We start from the raw sequence: 18,628 nt of genomic DNA, 5'->3' as shown, positions 1-18,628 counted from the left end.
GAATTATAAGTCTCTTTTCTTGACAAATGGGCTAATTTGTAAGAAGTTAGTTACAGAGAGAAAAAACTGTCAGAATATATTCGCTATTATATTTCAAATCATACTTTCTTCAAGATGATTTTGCTGTATACTATTTATATAGATTTAATATAGTTTCTTGTGAACTGTATTGAAACAGAATATGTGATGATAAATTCTTAAACATGCAAATGAAAACATTTGTTTTCATTTCGTATATACATAAAAATGCTTTGTCAATTCTGTAGGGAGGTATTTCCATGGTAGAGAAAATGAATGAAGAAGTTATGAATTCAAAAGAATTACAAGTTGGTGACGTTGTTACAGGTTCTGTAACGAAAGTTGAAGAGAAACAAGTTCTTGTAAATGTTGGATACAAAACAGATGGCGTAATTCCGATTAGTGAATTAGCTAACGTTCATATTGAAAAAGCAAGCGATGTTGTAGAATTAGATCAAACACTTGAATTGAAAATTATTAAATTAGAAGATGATGATCTTGTTTTATCTAAGAGAGCTGTTGACGCAGAAAAAGCGTGGGTAGAATTACAAGAAAAATTTAATTCTGGTCATGTATTTGATGTTACTGTAAAAGATATCGTGAATGGTGGGTTAGTTGTGGACCTTGGTGTTCGTGGTTTTATCCCAGCTTCACTTGTAGAAGTACATTATGTAGAAGACTTTGCTGACTATAAAGGAAAAACATTAGCGGTGAAAATTGTTGAATTAGACCGTGAAAAAAATCGTGTAATCCTTTCGCATAAAGCCGTAGTAGAACTAGAACTAGATTCTAAGAAAAAAGAAGCAATCTCTTCGTTAAAAGAAGGAGATGTTGTTGAAGGAACAGTACAACGATTAACGGATTTTGGTGCTTTCGTTAACGTTGGTGGTGTGGACGGTTTAGTTCACATTTCACAAATTTCACACGAACGTGTAGAGCAACCTTCTGAGGTATTAGAGCAAGGTCAAAAGGTAAAGGTAAAAGTGTTATCTGTTGATGCTGATACACAACGTATTTCTTTATCAATTAAAGCAGCTCAGCCGGGACCTTGGGAAAATGTTGCTGGCGAAATAAAGGCTGGAGATATTCGTGAGGGAGTAGTAAAACGCCTTGTTACATTCGGTGCATTTGTTGAAATTTTACCTGGTGTTGAAGGGCTTGTGCATGTATCTCAAATTGCAAATCGTCACGTGAAAAATCCAAATGAAGTATTGGAAATGGGACAAGAAGTAAAAGTGAAAGTACTTGAAGTCCATGTAGCAGAAAAACGTATTTCTTTAAGCATAAAAGAAACGCTTGAAGAAAATAATGTAACAGAAGATTATAGCCAATATGAGCCAAATGCTGATTCGGCTACTTTCCAGTTAAGTGATATTATTGGTGAACAACTGAAAAAATTAAAGAAATAAAGAGGGGTACAAGTGGTAAGGGCAAAACGTAAATTAGATCATATTGAATATGCTCTTTCTACTGGTCAGTCTCGTACGCATGGCTTTCATGATATTGATTTTGTGCATCAAAGCTTGCCAAATTCAAGTTATGACACTATAACATGTGAAACAAAAATCGGCGAACTTTCACTAAGTTCGCCGATTTTTATCAATGCGATGACTGGTGGTGGAGGAGAGCAAACATTACATATTAATGAGCAATTAGCATATGTAGCGAAACATCATAACCTTGCTATGGCTGTAGGTTCGCAAATGGCAGCTTTAAAAGATGAAAGTGAAGCGGCTTCGTATAAAGTTGTTAGGAAAGTAAATCCGAATGGGATTTTTTTCGCAAACTTAGGAAGTGAGGCAACTGTCGAACAGGCAGAGCGTGCCGTTGATATGATCGAAGCGAATGCACTGCAAATTCATTTAAATGTCATACAGGAGTTAACGATGCCAGAAGGAGACCGTGATTTTACTGGTGTACTTCAGCGGATTGAGAAAATAGTTTTAAAAAGTAAAGTACCTGTCATCGTAAAAGAAGTCGGTTTTGGAATGAGTAAGGAAACAGTACAACAGTTAGCGAATATAGGTATAACAGCAATTGATATTGGCGGACAAGGTGGTACGAATTTTGCTGCTGTTGAAAATGAAAGAAGACAGCGAATGCTTTCTTATTTTAATAACTGGGGCATACAAACAGCTACCTCGATTATTGAAGCAACCTCTACAAATAATAACCTCTCTTTTATTGCATCTGGGGGTATACAAACAGCACTTGACGTGGCGAAGGCAATCGCATTAGGGGCGAATACAACTGCGTTTGCTGGATACTTTTTACGTATTTTAATGCAAGATGGTGTTGAGAATTTAGTGGATGAAATTGATCTTTTACATACAGATTTAAAATTTATTATGACAGCTCTTGGCGTGAAGACGATAGAAGAGTTACAATCTGTACCTCTTGTTGTAAAAGGTGAAACGTACCATTGGTTAGCGCAGCGAGGGATTGACACTGCACATTATAGTAGGCGATAAAAAATCAACCATCCGGTTGATTTTTTTGCGTTTTATTTTCGTAAAATGAAGAGGGAAGGCGAGAAGTTATCATTCTATATAATTCTATAAATGGAAAAAAGAGAGAGTTTACATTATGATAAAAGTATATATAAATATCATACAGAAAAGCTAAAATTGAAAAAAAGGGGTTATAAAAATGAAGAAATGTAGAAAATATGCCGCTGAATTATTGGAGTATTCTTACTTTTGCCATGTTTGTGGAGAGAAACATGGCAAAAGTAAGAAAGTATTCCTCTCTATATAGCTGGTTAGCGATAAAACAAGATAAGAGATTGCTATTTAAGAGTCAAAAGAAACAAGGAAAAATTCACTATAATTTTGGGGATGAGGATGTTAATAAAAAAGGAGATAATGTATCTTCAAATAGTAAAAATACAATAGGACGCATTACATATAATAGTGAAGATTTTAACATCCATGCACGAAATATAAGAGAAGATACAGCGGTTTCTGGATATAAGAAAAAGGTTGAAATTTCATTAACTTCAAATGTAAGAGAAGGAGATTCTAGTTCAACAACAGCACAATCAGCAATTAAAACGACGAATATTGCAATTGCAGTCGGGAATAAATTGTATAGGAATCCAACGGTGAATGCAGGAAGTGGAATAGAAGCACTAATTTTGCCAAGGGAATTAGGAGAAGACAAAAATCCATCGGAAGATTCGTATACAATTTATTATTTTAATATACCAAATGAAGTGAGTTTAAGTAATGCTGAAGTAGTATTACTTTCTGATCAAGGAAATACCATTGTGAGTAGGGAAATTAAAGGAGAAAAAGAAGATATTGTAGGTGCGAAAAAAGAGGTTGAGCGAAAGTTAAATGAGATAAGAGAGACGGATTATGTACGTGTAGAGGTAAAGAGTAAAGATCCTTCTCTACATACGTATTATGTTATTACATATTCTAAAAACCAACAGGTGTAGTTACGATTAATGCCTCGTTGAGTGATAGGGTTTATAATGCGAAAACAAAAGAATTATATTACGAGTAGAAATAAATAAAATAATTGTGTAAAAAGACGGTTTCGTACAATATCGAAACCGTCTTTTTGTATTGCCTATTTGAGGGCAGCTTGATTGGTGTGGGCTAATAATCCCCCACTGAAGTTTCACTTTATTTAATGCTGATTTTGCTTTCGAGCTTGCTCCGGTGTATCAAGACTTGTTGCACCGGGATATTGAAGCGATTGGTCGCGATCAGATTCAACGCGGCGTGATTCTCTTAGCTTTCGTTCTTGGCGATCTTTACCCATTGTGAGTTACACCTCCTTATTAAAAGTTTTGCTGTTATGAGAAAAACTATGCACAAAGAAAAGGAGGATTAACTTTCATAAAAAGTTCCCATAATGGAAATCATAGGAGGTGAAATGATGGATGGGAGTACTTTTTATTTTGTTGCTTGGATAGGGTGGATTGTCGTGACCTTTTTTATGGAAAAGGAATCTATTCGTTGGAAGATAAGTGCTTGTATATTAATTTTTATTATTTGTTCTCCGTTAAATGTGACGATTGCTTCTTTCACGATATCGGTAAATGCCCTTTTGCTTTGTATTATTTCTTTTGTAGGTATCGCGTTATATTCTATTTGGAAAAAATTATATACCTTACTTTCGGCACTTATTATTGCAATGTTATATACAAGCTTTCATTTGTTAGAAGTATATGATCCAATTTGGATTGTGGTTGATAGGTTGTTGCTGTTAAGTGGTGCACTTGTGTATGCATCGGTTTTATTGCACGGGGATCGCATATTACGATTATGCTCCTTGTATATAGGGATGTTACAAGGAGAATTATTGGTGACGCTTATTTTTCGTAAATTACATTTTCCTTATGAATACGGCAGTTTAGCTTTTTTAGATGTTGCTGCTGTTTCCACTTTATTTATGGCGATTTTACTTTGGATTACAAAGGCATCGGTATATATGGAACAATTTAAGAGGAAAACACGTAAAAGAAAGGCGAGGGTAATACATGACTGAATATACACCAGCTATTTTATGTGGCGTAATTGCAGGTACAATAACTAGGTTGTTAATGCTTCGTACCGATACGAGGCAATATCCGACGAGGCTTCACGGGAAAATTATTCATATCGCGATGGGATTAATTGCGGCTGCCTTAGGAGCAATTGCGATTCCGTCTGTTTTGAAAAAAGATTTCTCTGCAATTACATTTCTTACGTTAGCAGCGACGCAATTTCGTGATGTGCGCAATATGGAAAGAAATACGCTTCAACAATTAGATGGATATGAGCTCGTACCACGTGGTAATACATACATTGAAGGAATTGCATTAGTATTTGAAAGTCGTAACTACTTGGCGATGTTAACGTCGTTTGTAACAACGTTTGCGTATATAGGATTCGATTCATGGATTGCCGGGGTAATTACTGGTATAGTAAGTTTTTTCATTGCGAAAAAATTAATGTCAGGTAAAAGACTTCATGACCTTGTAGAAATAGAGCACGTTCCACTTCGTTTTGAAGGAGCGGGACTTTATATTGATAATATTTACATTATGAATATTGGATTACCAGCAAGGCAAGAAGAAATTATGAAATATGGAATGGGATTTATTTTAAAACCGAAATCGATAGATGCGATGGTTACAATCTCAAACTTAGGACAACGGCAAGCTATTTTACATGATGTTTCGGTTGCTTTAGGAATATATAGAGATTCTGGAACGCCGGCACTTGTACCGTTAGCGAAGCGTGATTTAGAGGATGGGAGAGTTGGGATTTTTGTTCTGCCGCAAGATCAAGATGCAGAAAAAGCGATAGGGGTAATCGGAAATGTACCAACATTAGAGAGTGCTGTTCATATGTCATCAGAAGCTCCGAAAGGAAGGGGAGATAAGAGATGATGTTAGAAAGTGTTATTCTCGCAGTCATTACAACAACGCCAGAGAAATTTGCAGGTGGTGCCCCTTTATTTATTTGCGAGTCGACAGAGGAACTGGAATTTGTTGCAAATAATTTAGAGGCTATTTTAGATGGTATTGCACATCGCTTACAAGATAATGTATATATTATTGTGAAACATTAGTAACGTGTGGTATAATGTGAGGTGTTTTGATACGTTGAGAAATATTCTGGAATGCAAATCCCTTCTTGCACAAAGAAGGGTTTTTTACATAATAAACAGAAGCAAGTTGAAAGGATGAAAGTATATGCCGAAACCAGTAATAGCGATAGTAGGCCGCCCGAACGTGGGGAAATCTACTATTTTCAATAGAATTGTTGGAGAAAGAGTTTCAATCGTAGAAGATATACCAGGTATAACGCGAGACCGTATTTATAGTGCGGGAGAATGGTTAAATCATGAGTTTAACATTATTGATACAGGTGGAATTGATATTGGAGACGAGCCGTTCTTGACACAAATTCGTCAACAGGCGGAAGTAGCGATTGATGAAGCGGATGTTATCATTTTTATGACGAATGGTCGCGATGGTGTAACTGCAGCAGATGAAGAAGTTGCTAAAATTTTATACCGTTCTAAAAAACCAATTGTACTTGCGGTAAATAAGGTTGATAATCCAGACATGCGTAGTGATATTTATGATTTTTATGCATTAGGATTTGGCGAGCCATTCCCGATTTCAGGTACACACGGTTTAGGACTTGGTGATTTGTTAGATGAAGCTGCAAATCATTTTCCAAAGATTGAAGAAGAAGCGTATGACGATGAAACAATCCGTTTCTCTTTAATTGGACGTCCAAACGTAGGGAAATCATCACTTGTAAATGCACTTCTTGGTCAAGAACGTGTAATTGTAAGTAATATAGCGGGAACGACACGTGATGCTGTTGATACACCATATAGTAAAGATGATCAAGATTATGTAATCATCGATACAGCTGGTATGCGTAAAAAAGGGAAAGTATACGAAAGTACAGAAAAGTATAGTGTACTTCGTGCACTTAGAGCGATTGAACGTTCTGACGTTGTTTTAGTCGTTTTAGACGGAGAAGAAGGAATTATTGAGCAAGATAAAAAAATCGCTGGATATGCTCATGATTCAGGACGAGCTGTTATTATCGTTGTAAACAAATGGGATGCAGTGAAAAAAGATGAAAAAACAATGAAAGCATTTGAAGAAAACATCCGTGCTCATTTCCAATTTTTAGAGTATGCACCGATTGTATTCTTATCTGCGAAAACGAAAAAGCGTACACAAACGTTATTACCGGTTATCAATGAGGTAAATGAAAGCCATAGCATCCGTGTACAAACGAATGTATTAAATGATGTAATTATGGATGCGGTAGCGATGAATCCAACGCCGACACATAATGGTAGCCGTCTGAAAATCTTCTATGCGACACAAGTTGCGGTAAAACCACCAACATTTGTTATATTTGTAAACGATACAGAATTAATGCACTTTTCATATGAGCGCTTCTTAAAGAACCGTTTACGTGAAGCGTTCGGTTTTGTAGGAACGCCGATTCACATTATCGCTAGAGCAAGAGACTAATGGAGAGGATGTGATTTTATGACAAAAATCACAGTAATAGGAGCAGGTAGCTGGGGAACAGCGTTAGCGATGGTATTAGCTGACAATGGGCATGATGTACGTATTTGGGGAAACCGTCCTGAACTCATGAATGAAATTAATACGAAGCGTGAGAACAGTAGATATCTTCCAGGGATTACATTGCCAAGCACAATCGTAGCCTACTCTTCTTTAGAAGAAGCATTAGTAGATGTAAATACAGTACTGCTAGTAGTACCGACGAAAGCGTACCGAGACGTATTGCAAGAGATGAAAGAAATTGTTACAGAGCCAATTACTTGGATTCATGCAAGTAAAGGAATCGAACCAGGTACGTCAAAACGTATTTCGGAAGTGATTGAGGAAGAAATTCCAGAGAGCTTGATTAAGGATGTTGTTGTACTATCTGGGCCGAGTCACGCTGAAGAAGTTGGATTGCGTCAAGCGACAACTGTTACGTCTGCAGCAAAGCGTATGGAAGCGGCTGAGGGAGTACAAGATTTGTTTATGAATAGCTATTTCCGTGTATATACAAACCCAGATATCGTTGGAGTTGAACTTGGTGGTGCTTTAAAAAATATTATTGCACTAGCTGCGGGGATATCTGACGGGCTTGGATTAGGTGATAATGCGAAAGCGGCATTAATGACACGTGGTTTAACAGAGATTGCTCGTTTAGGAAGAAAAATGGGCGGAAATCCGTTAACGTTTGCTGGTCTAACTGGTATGGGGGACTTAATTGTAACTTGTACAAGTGTGCATAGCCGAAATTGGCGCGCTGGAAATATGCTTGGAAAAGGGCACTCTTTAGAAGAAGTGCTAGAAAGTATGGGTATGGTTGTAGAAGGTGTAAGAACAACGAAAGCTGCTCATGAATTGGCAGAGAAAATGGAAGTTGAAATGCCGATTACAGCTGCTTTATATGACGTGCTGTTCAATGGGAATAATGTGAAAGATGCAGTAGGCTCATTGATGGGACGTGTTCGAAAACATGAAGTTGAAGCGATACCTGATTTGTTATAAAGAAAGCGGTAGAAGTACATTTCGTACTTCTACCGTTTTTTATTTTTTATGGGTCTTTTCACCAATTTTTCATCTCTGCATAGGATGAAGAGTAACTTGAGGAGAGGGTGAAAAGAATGGATAACAACATTTTTAATAACATTGAAAAAGAAGCGAAAGTGAACAAAGAAGATATTTTTAAATTAGCGTCGTCTGTTCAAAATGCGAACTTACGTGACGAGACAGTGCTTCGCCAATTGATTCATCAAGTTGCTCTAATGGCAGGACGCGAAGTGCCGAAAGAGCAAGAGGATCAAATTGTAAAAGCGATTATTAACAATAATATGCCGGCGGATTTTGGTTCGTTAAGTAAAATGTTTAAAAAATAAATTATGAGAAACAAAGAGTTTAGAGAATGCATATGATAGTTATGAAAGAATGGGAATAGAGCTGTTAAGGGCATATTTGGTCAACCGAAGCGCATCATTTCGTGCTTCGGTTTTATTATTTTAAATAAAAATCATCAATTCACGGAAAAATGATGATTTTTATTTGTTTAAAGATTTTAATTTGTTAAAATAGTATAAAAATAGATTGAAAGTAAAGGGGTGTATATATGTCGGAAGGACTTATGAAAATGTGGTTTGCTTTAGGGGCAATTGGATTTATGTTTCTTGCAGTAAGTTTTATTTTATTGAGTAGGCATAAAATGAAGAATAAATTTTTGAAAGGGATTACAGCTTTAGTAGCGTACACCCTCATGATTGTATCGGGAATTGTTATTTTCCTTGTTGTATTTAGTGGCCCTATTGAGCAATAAAGGATGTGTAGTCGGTAAATGTTACAAAAGCAACAGTCCATACTAGCATGAAAAGGTGATTGTCAGTGAAAAAAATCCATATTATTTTAATATTTTGTTGCATGAGCATTTTAACAGGGTGTATGTATCCAAGAGAAAATATGAAACAAAGTGCTATTCCTTATGAAGACCAGTTGCAAGTTGTACAAAAAGCCATTAATACATATAAGGAGCAAACGGATGGTTTATTACCAATTAAGACGCGTGATATGAGTACGCCGATTTATCAGAAGTATCCAATTGATTTTCAAAAAATTGCTCCAAGGTACATACAAGAGGCGCCAGGGAATGCGTATGAAAGTGGTGGGGTATATCAATATGTATTAATAGATGTTGAAAAAAATCCGACAGTAAAGTTAATTGATGTGAGAATGGCGGAACAAATTCAAGAAGTGGCATTGAAGCTAAGGATGTATCGTGATGAACATCAATATCCACCTTTTAAAAAAGTGATTACAGATGGTGTTTATGAATTAGACTTCAAAAAACTAGGATATAAAGATGTACCACAAGTGACAAGTCCGTACTCAGGAAAAGGTCTCCCTCTTGTAATTAATGAAAAAGGAGAATTGTTTGTTGATTATAGAATCGACTTATATGAAGCGTTGAAAAAAAATGAAGGACAATTTAAAGAAGGTGAAGATATCCGGAGTATACTATCGAAGGATTCCCCGTTTGTTCCTGCATATTCTTTGCCGTACACAGTAAAAAATGGAGAACCAATTTTTTTAAAATCATAAGTCATGAACCTTTCTTTTAGTGAATAAGTTCTAGAAGAAAGGTTTTTTATGTTATACAACTTGCGATGCAAACAAAAGGTATTTTTAAATAGTCATATGAAATTGGACAAAATTATATGATATATTGTCCGAACTTCTAGAATACCATTATATTATATCAGATATTATAGGCAACATTAGAGAAGGTATTAGTTGACTATAAACGTGGAATTATTCCCAAAAATATTGAGGGAGGGAATCACTTGGAAAAGGTAGATATTTTTAAAGATATTGCGGAACGCACAGGCGGTGATATTTATTTTGGAGTTGTAGGAGCTGTTCGAACAGGGAAATCAACATTTATTAAAAAATTTATGGAACTTGTTGTTATTCCCAATATTGAAAATGAGTCAGACCGTCAAAGAGCGCAGGATGAACTGCCTCAAAGTGCTGCTGGTCGTACAATAATGACGACGGAACCGAAGTTTGTTCCAAACCAAGCGGTTTCTATCGAAGTAGATGAAGGTCTTGAAGTGAATATTCGATTAGTAGATTGTGTTGGATATACGGTTCCAGGAGCAAAAGGCTATGAAGATGAGAATGGTCCGCGCATGATTAATACTCCTTGGTATGAAGAGCCTATTCCATTCCATGAAGCTGCAGAAATCGGAACACGTAAAGTAATTCAAGAGCATTCAACAATTGGTGTCGTTATTACAACAGATGGAACAATTGGTGAAATTCCAAGAAGAGATTATATAGAGGCAGAAGAACGCGTTGTAAATGAGTTAAAAGAAGTAGGAAAGCCTTTCATTATGATTATCAATACTGTACAGCCATACCATCCAGATACGGAGCAGTTACGTCAAAGTTTATCAGAAGAATATGATATCCCAGTAATTGCGATGAGTGTAGAGAGTTTAAGAGAAACAGATGTGTATAACGTACTGCGAGAAGCATTATTCGAGTTCCCGGTTTTAGAAGTGAATGTAAACCTTCCGAGCTGGGTAATGGTACTAAATGAAGGGCATTGGTTACGCCAAAGTTATCAGGAAGCGGTTCAAGAGACTGTAAAGGATATAAAACGTCTTCGTGATGTGGACCGTGTCGTTTGGCAGTTTAGTCAATATGAATTTATTGATCGAGCGAGTCTAGCTGGCATCGATATGGGGCAAGGTGTGGCAGAGATTGATTTATATGCGCCAGATGAATTGTATGATCAAATTTTAAAAGAAGTAGTAGGAGTAGAGATTCGAGGGAAAGATCATTTATTAAAGCTTATGCTCGATTTATCTCATGCGAAAACAGAATATGACCAAGTGGCGGATGCCTTGCGGATGGTAAAACAAACCGGATATGGAGTAGCAGCGCCTGCATTAGCTGATATGAGCTTAGATGAACCGGAAATTATTCGTCACGGCTCAAGGTTCGGTGTTAAATTAAAAGCGGTTGCGCCGTCTATTCATATGATTAAAGTGGATGTAGAATCAACATTTGAACCAATTATCGGTACTGAAAAACAAAGTGAAGAACTAGTTCGTTACTTGATGCAAGATTTTGAAGATGACCCGCTATCAATTTGGAATTCTGATATATTTGGGCGCTCTCTTAGCTCTATTGTTAGAGAAGGAATTCAAGCGAAGTTATCTCTAATGCCAGAAAACGCTCGTTATAAATTAAAAGAAACGCTAGAAAGAATTATTAATGAAGGATCTGGCGGATTAATTGCGATTATATTATAAGAAAAAAATCCCTCTAATTGCAGAGGGATTTTTTTCTTTTTGAGTACGTAATAGAAAAATAAACAGTCATTATCTAATATTTTGTTGTAAATTGTCAAGTTTCATCAGAATTTCACATTTTTAGAGTAACAATTTCCTTAAAAATATTGAATTATAAAGGAGAATCGTATAATATAGGCGTTGATAATGATTTATCTACATCTTTGTAGTATAGAATTTGTAAAAATTGCCTACAAATGAAAGTAAGACTCATTTTATGATCATTATACAGTCTTATCTTTGGGAGGAGGTGAATGGCATGAACAAGACAGATTTAATCAATGCTGTTGCAGAAGCAAGTTCCCTTTCTAAAAAGGACGCAACAAAAGCAGTGGACGCTGTTTTTGATTCTATCTTAGAAGCTTTAAAACAAGGTGATAAAGTACAACTAATCGGATTCGGTAACTTCGAAGTTCGTGAGCGTGCGGCTCGTAAAGGTCGTAACCCACAAACAGGTGAGGAGATTGAAATCGCTGCAAGTAAAGTACCTGCATTCAAACCTGGTAAAGCGTTAAAAGATGCGGTTAAATAATCCTTACATATTAACAGGGAAGAAGAGTTTCCTTTTTGGAAACTCTTCTTTTTGCTTTTAAAAACATAAATATGCTAGAATGTGTTCGTATCACTTTTAGGTTTTTCGGGAGGGCTAGCGGATGGCAAAAGTTAATTTAGAACAAATTGAACATGCAGTACGTCTTATTTTAGAGGCAATCGGAGATGACCCAAATCGCGAGGGAGTACTTGATACACCGAAACGTGTTGCGAAAATGTACGCAGAAGTATTCTCAGGAATGCATGAGGATCCGAAAGAGCATTTACACAAAGTATTCGGAGAAGACCACGAAGAGCTTGTGCTAGTAAAAGATATACCATTCTATTCGATGTGTGAGCATCATCTTGTTCCGTTTTATGGAGTTGCTCACGTTGCATATATTCCGCAAGGTGGAAAAGTAACGGGACTAAGTAAATTAGCTCGTACTGTAGACACAATTGCGCGTCGTCCGCAACTACAAGAACGTATTACATCAACAGTAGCTAACTCTATTATGGAAGTACTAGAGCCGCATGGTGTAATGGTAGTAGTAGAAGCAGAGCATATGTGTATGACGATGCGTGGTGTGAAAAAGCCTGGTGCGAAAACAGTAACGACTGCAGTGCGCGGCGTGTTAGAAAATGATGCAGCAGCACGTAGTGAAATTTTATCGTTTATTAAGACGAATTAAAGAAGAGCGGGAAACTGCTTTTCTTTTTTTTATATACAAAAAAATGATATAGTTTTAATGTTAAAGAGCAAGAATATAAAGGTTGAAAATTACTTCTGCCTTTTGTGTAAATGAATGTTTGTAGTTGTTAGAGACGAAGATAACTTGTATGAACAAAAGTTGAGGCTTTATTCGGTGGCAGTTTGGCAGAAGTAGCCAAGTTTTGATTATAGAAAATAGAATGTATGTGTTATAATAAATTTTATGAATTAGAAAACAAGGGTGATTTTTTGTGTGTGACATCTACGGAGGGTATGCGGGTATTAAAGAGAAATTGATGGAGAAATTACGCCATCCTTATTTTATAAACTATATTGAAGAACCATTTATTGATGAAGAAAAAATAGCGCTGTTATACGGTGCATTAAAAAGTGCAAATATACATAAAGAACAAATTGATCATTATGTCGTAACGATTATGCTTGTACAAATTGCTCTTGATACACATGAAAAAGTATCAAATAAAGCAAACGAAGAGACGAGTGGATTCCATAAGCGTCGTCAATTGACAGTTCTTGCAGGGGATTATTATAGTGGTCTATACTATTACTTATTGTCAATGAATTGTGATATTATCTTAATTCGTGCACTTGCTGAAGGAATTAAGGAGATTAATGAACATAAAATTATGCTGTATCAAAAAGCACATGTGACGATTCAAGACATAATGGAAAGTGTAGTAATAATTGAATCTGCGCTTTTGCAAAAAACATGTGATCATTTTCAGTTATCTAATTGGAAACCATATATAACTTATGTGTTAGGAAAAAATCGTCTTCAAAAAGAGTGTCAATTGTATGCTGATAAACAAAATTCACCTGTTTTTCAAGCAGTCCAAAAAATCTCATTGGATGATGATAAAAATTTGGAAACAGTTATTAATGAATGGCTTATGGAAATGAGAAAGCAAGAAGAAAATTTTTTAGAGAATCATACAGAAGTTAATGAGATAATTTCTATGTTAAGAGATAAATCAAGGACATAAGCAACTTTACATTGGAAGAAGGTACGAGCATGCAACAATCAAAAGAAGAAAGAGTACATGACGTATTTGAGAAAATTTCTGATAAATACGATGTGATGAATTCTGTAATTAGTTTTCAAAGGCATAAGGCATGGCGCAAAGAAACGATGCGAATTATGGATGTGAAACCCGGGAGTAAGGCACTTGACGTATGCTGCGGGACGGCAGATTGGACAATTGCACTAGCGGGAGCTGTAGGTGAAGATGGGAAGGTTTACGGTTTAGACTTTAGCGAAAATATGCTAGCTGTCGGTAAACAAAAGGTAGAAGCTTTAGAATTAAAGCAAGTAGAACTTATGCATGGAAATGCAATGGAACTTCCTTATGAAGATAATACGTTTGATTATGTAACGATTGGTTTTGGGTTACGTAACGTTCCGGATTACATGCAAGTATTAAAAGAAATGACGCGTGTAGTAAAGCCTGGTGGAAAAGTAATTTGCCTGGAAACATCTCAACCAACGATGATAGGTTTTCGTCAAGGATATGTCTTATACTTTAAATATATCATGCCGTTATTTGGAAAGATGTTTGCGAAAAGTTATAAAGAATATTCATGGCTTCAGGAATCTGCTAGTACATTCCCAGGGATGAAAGAGTTAGCACGTATGTTTGAAGAAGCTGGGCTTAAGAATGTGCAAGTGAAACCATTTACTTTTGGTGTAGCAGCTATGCATTTAGGTATTAAACCAGAATCAAAATAGAAAAAAGACGTTTTAGGTTAAGGTGAACAATATGAAGTTACAACTTATGTACTCTTTTTTACGATCGGATATTAATGTTATAGAAAAAGAATTGAAGAAGACAGTTGCTTCTGAGCAGCCGTTAGTAGAAGAAGCGGCATTACAGCTTATTGAAGCAGGTGGGAAGCGGATTCGCCCTGTTTTTGTTTTGCTTGCAGGGAAATTTGGGGATTATAAGTTAGATGCAATTAAGCATGTTGCGGTTGCATTAGAACTAATTCATATGGCTTCGCTTGTTCACGATGATGTCATTGATGCTGCGTTTTTACGACGCGGTAGCGCAACAGTGAATGCGAAATGGGGAGATCGTATTGCAATGTATACAGGAGACTACTTGTTTGCGAAGTCTCTTGAATGTATAACAAATATAGAAATTCCAGATGCACATCAAGCGTTGTCTCATACAATTTTAGAAGTTTGTAAAGGTGAAATCGAACAAATTAAAGATAAGTATAACTATGATCAAAATTTAAGAACGTATTTAAGAAGGATAAAACGAAAAACAGCATTGTTAATCGCCGCAAGTTGTCAGTTGGGAGCGATTGCTGCTGGTGCTAATCGCGATACTGTAAATCGTCTATTTTGGTACGGATATTTTGTTGGTATGTCTTATCAAATTATTGATGATATTTTAGATTTCGTATCGACAGAAGAGAAGCTTGGAAAGCCTGCTGGTGGTGATTTATTACAAGGTAACATTACATTACCTGTTTTGTATGCAATGGAAGATCCAGTTCTTCGTCAAAAAATTACATCTGTGCATGAAAATACAACAGCAAGTGAAATGAAAGAAATTATTGATGATATTAAAGCGAGCGAAGCTATTGATAAAGCATTTTCGTTTAGTGAACGTTATTTACATAAAGCATTAGAAATAATAAAACCACTCCCTCGTGGACAGGCGAAGTATGCGTTGCAAAATGTCGCAAAGTATATTGGAAAACGAAAATTTTAGTGTTTTGTCTAAAAAATAAAATAATCTCTCTATTTCAAAACTATTGCGCAATTGTGATAAGGGTGTTAATATGTGTGTGGGGATATACAATTACATACATAATTCAGAAGTGGAGAGATTTTTTATGGAAAAAACATTTCTAATGGTAAAACCAGACGGTGTACAACGTGCCTTCATTGGGGAAATTGTAGCTCGTTTTGAGAAAAAGGGCTTTCAATTAGTTGGTGCAAAATTAATGCAAGTTACTCCGGAAATTGCTGAACAACACTACGGTGAGCATAAAGAAAGACCTTTCTTTGGTGAATTAGTAGACTTTATTACATCTGGTCCTGTATTCGCAATGGTATGGCAAGGTGAAGGTGTAGTAGATACAGCACGCAATATGATGGGTAAAACACGACCACATGAAGCTGCTCCTGGAACAATTCGTGGAGATTTCGGTGTAACTGTTGCGAAAAACATTATCCACGGTTCGGATTCTTTAGAAAGTGCAGAACGCGAGATTGCTATTTTCTTTAAGGAAGAAGAATTAGTAGACTACTCAAAATTAATGAATCAATGGATTTACTAATTATTTTGAAATAATTTGTAAACGCTTTAATAACTGTGATAATAGTAAAAAGTGCGAGAAGAATAGGGGTATTCTTCTTGCACTTTTTTTATTTCAATCAGTTACGAAGTTAGGACTGTTATGATATATTGGTATGTAAAGTAAAAGGTCTAATATTATGAAAATAATCGAACAATTACAAGTAGGGAAAGCAAACATTCGATTTACTATATAATTTCTTTGTATTTTAAAGAGTGATGGAAGGTAATATAGCTGCTTTATGTAGCGGGATAAATACATATGCGAAAAGAGGAATAACGTATGCGATATATTACAGCTGGTGAATCCCACGGTCCGCAACTTACGACAATTTTAGAAGGTGTTCCGGCAGGGTTATCTTTAGTAGCGAATGATATAAATGAAGAATTAGCTAGAAGACAAAAAGGATATGGACGCGGTAGACGCATGCAAATTGAGAAAGACCAAGTACAAATTGTAAGTGGTGTTAGGCATGGGAAGACGATGGGGTCACCGATTGCACTTGTTGTTGAAAATCGTGATTTTACACATTGGACAAAGGTTATGGGTGCAGAGCCGTTAACTGAGCAGGAAGAGAAAGAAATGAAAAGGCAAGTTACGAAACCTAGACCTGGACACGCAGATTTAAATGGTGCGATTAAATATGGTCATAGAGATATGAGGAATGTATTAGAGCGTTCTTCAGCACGTGAAACGACAGTTCGTGTTGCAGCTGGTGCAGTTGCAAAAAAAATATTAGCGGAATTAGGTATACAAGTAGCGGGACATGTTATCGAGATTGGTGGTGTACAGGCAGCAAATATTAAATATAACTCTATTGTGGAATTACAAAGTACTACAGAAGCATCTCCTGTACGTTGCTTAGATGAAGAGGCCGGTAAAAAGATGATGCAAGCAATTGATGATGCGAAGGCAAATGGTGATTCTATCGGTGGTATTGTTGAAGTAGTTGTAGAAGGAATGCCAATTGGAGTAGGTAGCTATGTACATTATGATAGAAAATTAGATGCAAAATTAGCAGCGGCAATTATGAGTATTAACGCTTTTAAAGGTGTTGAAATTGGAATTGGTTTTGAAGCAGCACATAGACCTGGAAGTGAAGTGCATGATGAAATCCTTTGGGATGAAGTGCAAGGGTACAGAAGAAAAACGAACAATGCAGGTGGATTAGAAGGTGGCATGACAACTGGTATGCCGGTTGTTGTGCGCGGTGTTATGAAACCGATACCGACATTATATAAACCGCTTCAAAGTGTTGATATTGATACGAAAGAACCTTTTACAGCGAGTATTGAACGTTCAGATAGTTGTGCAGTGCCAGCAGCTAGCGTTGTGGCTGAATCTGTTGTGGCTTGGGAGCTCGCAACAGCTTTAATTGAACAATTTGGATTAGATCGTATCGATCTTATACGTGAAAATATTAAGAAACATAATGAATATGCGAGGGGATTTTAATGGAGAACATACATATTCAAACGAAATCAAAAGAATATGATGTACATGTTGGAAGGGAGGCGTTGTCACACTTAACAACGCTTATTCAAAAAATGAATCCTGCAGTATCTAACATAATGATCATTTCTGATGAAGCTGTTGCATCACTGCATTTACAGACAGTTGTTGATGCATTGCAAGTAGAGCAAAAAGTATTTTCGTTTGTTGTACCGAGTGGCGAAAAAGAGAAGTCTTTTGAAAATTTCTATGAGGCTCACACTTCGGCTCTTGAAAATAAATTAGATAGAAATTCTTTAATCATCGCACTTGGAGGCGGAATGATTGGAGATTTGGCTGGATTTGTTGCCGCGTCGTTTATGCGTGGTATTCGCTTTGTCCAAGTTCCAACGACTTTATTAGCTCACGATAGCGCAGTAGGCGGGAAAGTAGCAATTAACCATCCACTAGGAAAAAATATGATTGGAGCGTTTCATCAGCCAGAAGCTGTTGTATATCATACGCCATTTTTACATTCACTTCCTGAAAAAGAGTGGCGATCAGGTTATGCAGAAGTGATAAAGCATGCTCTTATTGGTGATGTAGAGCTATATCATTGGTTAAAAGAAGAAGTGCAAACGTTAACGGATCTTCGTGATGAAAAGTTAATTCATATATTAACGAAGGCGATTCCTGTGAAAGCGAATATTGTGTCGCAAGACGAAACAGAAAAAGGTGTACGTGCCCATTTGAATTTTGGGCATACGTTAGGACATGCTCTTGAAAAAGAGTTAGGATATGGGAATATTACTCACGGTGATGGAGTAGCGGTTGGCATGCTATTTGCTATGTTTTTAAGTGAGCAAGTGTACAAAGTTGATCTTTCTTATGAAGAAATGAAGCAGTGGTTCTTGAAATACGGTTATCCAAAAATGCCAAGTGACTTGAATGTAGAACGTCTCGTTCAGTTGATGAAACAAGATAAAAAAGCAAATGCTGGAACAATTCATATGGTGCTTATGCAGGAATATGGGGGAGTGAATGTCGTATCTATTTCAGATGAGACTGTTCATATTGCGTTAGAAGCATTTCAAAAGGATATGGTGTAAAAAAAAGTCATAGAACAGGTATGAAATGCATATTTAAAGGTATTCTCGTAATGGTGACGGTTATGATTAAAGATGACAGTAAGACATTATAAATCATATCAATGGCTGGGGGAAG

21 protein-coding genes are annotated in these 18,628 nt (G+C 36.4%); 20 read left to right on the top strand and 1 reads right to left on the bottom strand.

From position 1 onward, the window contains the following. The first annotated feature begins 278 nt into the window (after positions 1-278). The 3 genes from rpsA (at position 279) to JFU20_RS07555 (ending at position 3,460) form a co-directional block, all read left to right on the top strand. Positions 279-1,427, top strand: coding sequence for a 30S ribosomal protein S1 (rpsA, locus tag JFU20_RS07565; RefSeq protein ID WP_002064519.1), 1,149 nt, complete (start codon positions 279-281; stop codon positions 1,425-1,427). Between the two features lie 12 nt (positions 1,428-1,439). Continuing rightward, a complete protein-coding gene (locus JFU20_RS07560) occupies positions 1,440-2,489 on the top strand; it encodes a type 2 isopentenyl-diphosphate Delta-isomerase (protein WP_002011801.1) in 1,050 nt (349 codons plus the stop codon). Between the two features lie 251 nt (positions 2,490-2,740). Continuing rightward, positions 2,741-3,460 (top strand): hypothetical protein, encoded by a 720-nt coding sequence (locus JFU20_RS07555; protein ID WP_002166075.1) that lies wholly within the window; start codon positions 2,741-2,743, stop codon positions 3,458-3,460. Positions 3,461-3,654: 194 nt separating this feature from the next. Here JFU20_RS07555 and JFU20_RS07550 read toward each other — a convergent pair whose 3' ends face one another. Beyond that, positions 3,655-3,789 carry a YpzI family protein gene (locus tag JFU20_RS07550; RefSeq protein ID WP_000513901.1) on the bottom strand — a complete coding sequence of 45 codons (135 nt, stop codon included), beginning with the start codon at positions 3,787-3,789 and terminating at the stop codon, positions 3,655-3,657. 117 nt (positions 3,790-3,906) lie between these two features. Between JFU20_RS07550 and JFU20_RS07545 the strand changes: the two genes are divergently transcribed. The 17 genes from JFU20_RS07545 to aroB all read left to right on the top strand — a co-directional run bounded on the left by JFU20_RS07545 (position 3,907) and on the right by aroB (position 18,513). Next, the gene (locus JFU20_RS07545) at positions 3,907-4,518 is read left to right on the top strand and encodes a YphA family membrane protein (RefSeq protein ID WP_201038508.1); all 612 of its coding nucleotides are present in this window, start codon (positions 3,907-3,909) and stop codon (positions 4,516-4,518) included. Continuing rightward, positions 4,511-5,404 carry a YIEGIA family protein gene (locus tag JFU20_RS07540; protein WP_002086625.1) on the top strand — a complete coding sequence of 298 codons (894 nt, stop codon included), beginning with the start codon at positions 4,511-4,513 and terminating at the stop codon, positions 5,402-5,404. The genes JFU20_RS07545 and JFU20_RS07540 overlap by 8 nt, the downstream gene beginning before the upstream one ends. Then, the gene (locus tag JFU20_RS07535; RefSeq protein WP_002086624.1) at positions 5,401-5,586 is read left to right on the top strand and encodes a capping complex subunit for YIEGIA; all 186 of its coding nucleotides are present in this window, start codon (positions 5,401-5,403) and stop codon (positions 5,584-5,586) included. Before JFU20_RS07540 ends, JFU20_RS07535 begins: the two co-directional genes overlap by 4 nt. A 124-nt stretch (positions 5,587-5,710) precedes the next feature. Next, positions 5,711-7,021, top strand: a complete 1,311-nt coding sequence (der, locus tag JFU20_RS07530) for a ribosome biogenesis GTPase Der (protein ID WP_002011811.1) — start codon at positions 5,711-5,713, stop codon at positions 7,019-7,021. A gap of 18 nt (positions 7,022-7,039) precedes the next feature. Further along, positions 7,040-8,062 carry an NAD(P)H-dependent glycerol-3-phosphate dehydrogenase gene (locus JFU20_RS07525; RefSeq protein ID WP_002011813.1) on the top strand — a complete coding sequence of 341 codons (1,023 nt, stop codon included), beginning with the start codon at positions 7,040-7,042 and terminating at the stop codon, positions 8,060-8,062. 116 nt (positions 8,063-8,178) lie between these two features. Further along, positions 8,179-8,430 carry a stage VI sporulation protein F gene (locus JFU20_RS07520; RefSeq protein WP_000369753.1) on the top strand — a complete coding sequence of 84 codons (252 nt, stop codon included), beginning with the start codon at positions 8,179-8,181 and terminating at the stop codon, positions 8,428-8,430. A gap of 227 nt (positions 8,431-8,657) precedes the next feature. Continuing rightward, positions 8,658-8,861, top strand: a complete 204-nt coding sequence (locus tag JFU20_RS07515; RefSeq protein WP_002011815.1) for a DUF2768 domain-containing protein — start codon at positions 8,658-8,660, stop codon at positions 8,859-8,861. A 65-nt stretch (positions 8,862-8,926) separates the two neighbouring features. Then, positions 8,927-9,640 carry a hypothetical protein gene (locus JFU20_RS07510; RefSeq protein ID WP_002126422.1) on the top strand — a complete coding sequence of 238 codons (714 nt, stop codon included), beginning with the start codon at positions 8,927-8,929 and terminating at the stop codon, positions 9,638-9,640. Positions 9,641-9,882: 242 nt separating this feature from the next. Next, positions 9,883-11,361: a stage IV sporulation protein A gene (spoIVA, locus tag JFU20_RS07505; RefSeq protein WP_000416521.1), complete on the top strand. Its 1,479-nt coding sequence runs from the start codon at positions 9,883-9,885 to the stop codon at positions 11,359-11,361. 298 nt (positions 11,362-11,659) lie between these two features. After that, the gene (locus JFU20_RS07500; protein WP_001043860.1) at positions 11,660-11,932 is read left to right on the top strand and encodes an HU family DNA-binding protein; all 273 of its coding nucleotides are present in this window, start codon (positions 11,660-11,662) and stop codon (positions 11,930-11,932) included. 121 nt (positions 11,933-12,053) lie between these two features. After that, positions 12,054-12,623, top strand: coding sequence for a GTP cyclohydrolase I FolE (gene folE / locus JFU20_RS07495; protein WP_002011819.1), 570 nt, complete (start codon positions 12,054-12,056; stop codon positions 12,621-12,623). A gap of 271 nt (positions 12,624-12,894) precedes the next feature. Next, entirely contained in the window at positions 12,895-13,647 is a 753-nt protein-coding gene (locus tag JFU20_RS07490; protein ID WP_002030763.1) for a heptaprenyl diphosphate synthase component 1, read from the top strand. Positions 13,648-13,676: 29 nt separating this feature from the next. After that, a complete protein-coding gene (gene menG / locus JFU20_RS07485) occupies positions 13,677-14,390 on the top strand; it encodes a 2-heptaprenyl-1,4-naphthoquinone methyltransferase (RefSeq protein WP_002086620.1) in 714 nt (237 codons plus the stop codon). A 31-nt stretch (positions 14,391-14,421) separates the two neighbouring features. Continuing rightward, positions 14,422-15,384 carry a heptaprenyl diphosphate synthase component II gene (gene hepT / locus JFU20_RS07480; protein WP_002011823.1) on the top strand — a complete coding sequence of 321 codons (963 nt, stop codon included), beginning with the start codon at positions 14,422-14,424 and terminating at the stop codon, positions 15,382-15,384. 124 nt (positions 15,385-15,508) lie between these two features. After that, positions 15,509-15,955 carry a nucleoside-diphosphate kinase gene (gene ndk, locus JFU20_RS07475; RefSeq protein ID WP_000415879.1) on the top strand — a complete coding sequence of 149 codons (447 nt, stop codon included), beginning with the start codon at positions 15,509-15,511 and terminating at the stop codon, positions 15,953-15,955. A gap of 300 nt (positions 15,956-16,255) precedes the next feature. Continuing rightward, a complete protein-coding gene (gene aroC / locus JFU20_RS07470; protein WP_002011824.1) occupies positions 16,256-17,428 on the top strand; it encodes a chorismate synthase in 1,173 nt (390 codons plus the stop codon). Next, positions 17,428-18,513: a 3-dehydroquinate synthase gene (aroB, locus tag JFU20_RS07465; protein WP_002011826.1), complete on the top strand. Its 1,086-nt coding sequence runs from the start codon at positions 17,428-17,430 to the stop codon at positions 18,511-18,513. Before aroC ends, aroB begins: the two co-directional genes overlap by 1 nt. Positions 18,514-18,628: the final 115 nt, after the last annotated feature.

The organism is Bacillus sp. TH30 (genome assembly GCF_016650875.1).
In the GTDB taxonomy this organism is placed as follows: Bacteria; Bacillota; Bacilli; order Bacillales; family Bacillaceae_G; genus Bacillus_A; species Bacillus_A mycoides.
This window is presented reverse-complemented; position numbering and strand designations above follow the sequence as displayed.